This is a genomic window from Leclercia barmai, assembly GCF_049312895.1.
In the GTDB taxonomy this organism is placed as follows: Bacteria; Pseudomonadota; Gammaproteobacteria; order Enterobacterales; family Enterobacteriaceae; genus Enterobacter; species Enterobacter barmai.
Genome location: NZ_JBMNWZ010000021.1, coordinates 1 through 455, shown reverse-complemented (window position 1 = coordinate 455; position 455 = coordinate 1). Strand labels below are relative to the sequence as shown.

General features: G+C 43.5%; 1 pseudogene. It reads left to right on the top strand.

Annotation, left to right across the window (positions count from 1 at the left end):
* Nucleotides 1-19 precede the first annotated feature (19 nt).
* Nucleotides 20-455: pseudogene (locus ACOYA6_RS23040) on the top strand (T6SS immunity protein Tli4 family protein); the annotation flags it as partial.

The following is a 455-nucleotide window of genomic DNA, read 5'->3' as shown; positions in this document are numbered from 1 at the left end:
AATTTCCAGGCCGGAAGATATGTATGAAACCTATCTTGCTACCAAGAAAATGTACCATCCAGCTTTTGTTCAACAGTTGATAAGAAGGGAGGCTGGATTACGTGCAAGCAATCCCCTCAGAAGTGAAAACATGCCCTTTTTGAAAAAGGTCTGGCAGTTACCGGATGGTATGGATGGTGTGATATTTGAAAGGAATGTAAACGAAAGTGTTGCAGATGCAATGCGAATTCTGGAAGGTTATCTGTATACCAATGGCGTGGTTATCAAGCTACAAAAGCAAACAGTCAATGATTCAGCTTCACGTTATGAAAGGCAACGCAATGGTGATCCAATTCAAAACTATGTAGAAAGTGATGTCAGCCAGATGCAGTTGCTGATGGCGAGAATCAGCGGCAGGGATAATGATGCCATTCCGACGAAGCCTGGATCCTGTATCACCCACGCGTTTATTGCCA